The sequence below is a fragment of the Rubritalea sp. genome (genome assembly GCF_039830215.1).
Taxonomy (GTDB): Bacteria; Verrucomicrobiota; Verrucomicrobiia; order Verrucomicrobiales; family Akkermansiaceae; genus Rubritalea.
Genome location: NZ_JBDOPO010000059.1, coordinates 1 through 3,442 on the forward strand (window position 1 = coordinate 1; position 3,442 = coordinate 3,442).

Genomic DNA, 3,442 nt, shown 5'->3' on the forward strand with positions numbered 1-3,442 from the left:
GGAGGCCCCACGACTCATTAGGCAATGATACGCCCTCAAATGCCTACGAACGTAAATCTGGAAACACTACCAATCCACAGGAGCAAGACGCCGCCTAGCCCCCAAATTGGCCAAAATTTGGTAGTCTTTACTACAGGCTGGAAACTCCACTGTGCTACGCTTCGTTGCGTTTGCAGCCTTCCGCTACGACTAGCAAATTTTGATTAGCCCTTGCTCCAGCCTCACTTCTATATTATCACCTAGCTCATCCTCCCATCATAACTTAATAGCTGAATCTAACGGACGGAGAACGGGGTCCACCTCATAAAGCCACTAGACGTGCACGCATCCCGCATGTGCCAACTGGAATCCAGCAGTGCGACTCACCTCATTACCATGGCTAAGGAAGTTCGAAGCATTGCCATTCTCCATGCACTCAAAAGTCGAATCTTCGACTAAAACTCTGATGAATACATGCCTCTAGCAGAGCTTGGAGATAGATGAAGAGGATGGCTTGACGAATTCACAGGTCACTGCTCATAAAAACGGATGAGCATTTTTGCTGATCCGTTTATGAACAAGGACTCTGGGGATTGTTTTATGCCCAAGAATACCTGGATCCAGCGCTATATTATTAACCTGAACCATCGCCTATGATCGCACATTTGATGAGAGCGATGATAACTCCAAAGGCGCTGAAGCCTTGGGTTTTGCGTTAGATGAAAGAAACAGGCTTGGCTAGGTCCTCAAATTCTAATAGGTATAGTGACGAATCGTTGATGTGTAAGTGTTTAGCCATGCCAGATGGCTCACCCCTTCAATCCTATAATACGTTTTGCGTCAAAAAAGTTGCGCTTAAGTTAACGCACATTGGACTCAGTCATTAGTCTGAAAACTCTACACATTGAATATGCTTGGGAAATCCTTCCAAAATTTACGATTTAGGGTGCACTGAATCACGACCATTTAGTAAAGACTCGTATCCACTAAACACCAAATTACTTTATTTACACTTTTTTGCAATTCTCAGCGATCAATGCATAGTATTTTAAAGGCTATTCTAAACAATAGCCATACCAGCGCCACGCTTTTTTGAGCCAGCTCTTGTTCCGATTATGAAAAATAAACTTCTACTCCCAGCCCTTGGTGTTTGGCTCACCACACTCGTAGCCGCCTACTACATAGGCTCATTCCAAACCGATTCAGAAGTAAGCTCAAACGACACGATTGCGCTAGATTCATCGAGTTCTGATCAATCTCACTTTGGTAGACACACAACTGAGGACTACTTGACAAATAGCACATCGAGAATCACTTCGAGAAAAAGCTTACGAGGCGCAAGCGCTGGCACCACTCCTACTGGATCAATCAAAGGTATCAGCCAACTCAGTGACCCACTCGAACGATCACGCCAAATACTCAGCCTCATTGACTCCATGAACCCTGAAGATTTTGCATTAGTCGTCGCCGACTTTCGCGCACTAGGCATGACCCGCCAGAGAATGAGCGACTACAATATGCTGCTTCACGCATGGGGAAAGGTTGACCCATTGGCTGCCATCAAATTCGCTCAGAGCAAAGCAAAGTCCGAATACGCGATAAAAGAAGTGCTCGCCTCGTGGGCTACTAATAATCCCAACGCAGCATTAGCATGGGCCCGTGAAAATCACGACAGCGACAAAGCTAATCCCTACCTAGTTGGAATTATCCGAGGTCTCGCGAACGCTAACTCAACTTTAGCCACTCAAGTCCTACAAGAGCTTCCCTATTCAGAAGAAAGAGGTGAAGCATTGCGTAGCCTAGCACCATATATTGCACTCTTAGGCATCGATGAAGCACAACAATGGCTCAATGAAATCGAAGATCCTAAACTCGTTAGTGGCGCATCAGCCTATCTAGCCAACCAATTTTCGAAACAAGACCCAACCATAGCCGCCGAATGGGTTAGCCGTATTGCCGATGATGAGGCTCGCGCCCGCGCACTAGGCGAAGTGGTCGACCACTGGACTGACCAAGATCCATCAGCAGCAAAAGCCTGGATCGCCACACTTCCGCATCAAGACCAAATAAAGGCTGGACCAGATTTCGTAAGTGCCTATGCAAAACAAGACGCCCATGCTGCAGCCGACTGGTTAGACGCAAATTCCAACGCCTCTAATTACCAAGACCTTCTCCGTAAATTTTCGGAAGGAGCCACCCGATCCGACCCGGTGCTCGCTCTCAACTATGGCAATGAACTTAATGACGAAAGCTCACGTTCGCGCACGGTAGGTCGCGCGCTCTGGACTCTCTATAAGCAAGACAGAGCTGAAGCCGAAAACTGGATTCAAAACAACGATGTACCTGAGAGAGTCCAACGCCACGTCAACAAAATGATGGACAAGAAATAAGCACTTTTTTACTCCTAGTGAATTCAAGAGGCTAGCGCAATCGAGGTTAATGAGTGTAATATATCACTAGATATTGCATAGGCGAGAGATTGTCTTGGTCGCTAATTTAGGGAGTACTCCAGCTCTTTAACCCTACTCAAGCTCACCTTGGATAAGTCGGTTCCCTTTGGTGTGTGCGTTGAGGAACCGCCCCCAAGAATGGTAGGGATGAGCAAAGTACTTTGAGCTGACAACACGTTGGAAAGAACCTAATGCATTGAAAGTTCTTTGCCATTGTCGAAAGTCAGCGTCTTCACCTTCTTTGTAAGAGGTACCGGGTTTTCAACTATACTAGTGCTCCACTGTTGCAGCTTCTTCGCTCTTGGATAGGCCTATGCTGGTGTCCCCCCCAGCATTCAATCATTGTGACAAACGATTGACCACCAATATGACCGATGACTGTATCCATTTTCCCCATTTCCAATACGTTTTCGTTGGACCTCGATTTCTGGCCTCTGATCAATCGTGACTTGGTTTTTCAGAGAACCCCAGCGCACTCTACCGATTACTCTTCTGCGGTAAGACCCATACCGGGGCCTATACTGAGAGTGCAATGATCCAGCTTTTGCTTTGTCTCGATAGATGTGCTGATAATTGATTTCGTGACTAATGGAACCAATGTTGTGCCTGCTAAAATAGCAACAAACTTTCCAGGGACTCCATTGCTCTTGGGCCAACTTCACTTCAGCCTGCTTAAGCCGCTCTGAACAAATATGTGGTGAAGCTATCGATTGGAAGGAGAATGCTTGCACCTTTCAGCTCTCGCGATACAGCCTAGGCATGCACTTCGATGAGTGCGACGACCGTTTTCTGTGAGACGTTCCTGCAGTTGAGCCGTTCACTTGTATCACGTGATTTCTGGCTCTGGCGCTTGTAGTGTATTAGCTTTCGATCATTGTTGGCGCTTGAATTCAACCTGGAAGTGCACCTTGTTAGTTAGGTGTTAAAAACATAAAGTTTGGGGTCTTTCTGTCGAGTACTTTACGAGGTCTGCTGTTTAGCTTTATCTCAACTTCAGCTATTTGATCGTCAGT

General features: G+C 46.5%; 1 protein-coding gene. It reads left to right on the top strand.

The features are described 5' to 3' along the window. The first annotated feature begins 1,094 nt into the window (after positions 1 to 1,094). Positions 1,095 to 2,369, top strand: a complete 1,275-nt coding sequence (locus tag ABGY95_RS01560; RefSeq protein ID WP_347439920.1) for a hypothetical protein — start codon at positions 1,095 to 1,097, stop codon at positions 2,367 to 2,369. The last annotated feature ends 1,073 nt before the right edge of the window (positions 2,370 to 3,442 follow it).

Coding starts and splice junctions, on each gene's coding strand:
- ABGY95_RS01560 (WP_347439920.1), top strand. CDS start 1,095: ATGAAAAATAAACTTCTACTCCCAGCCCTTGGTGTTTGGCTCACCACA.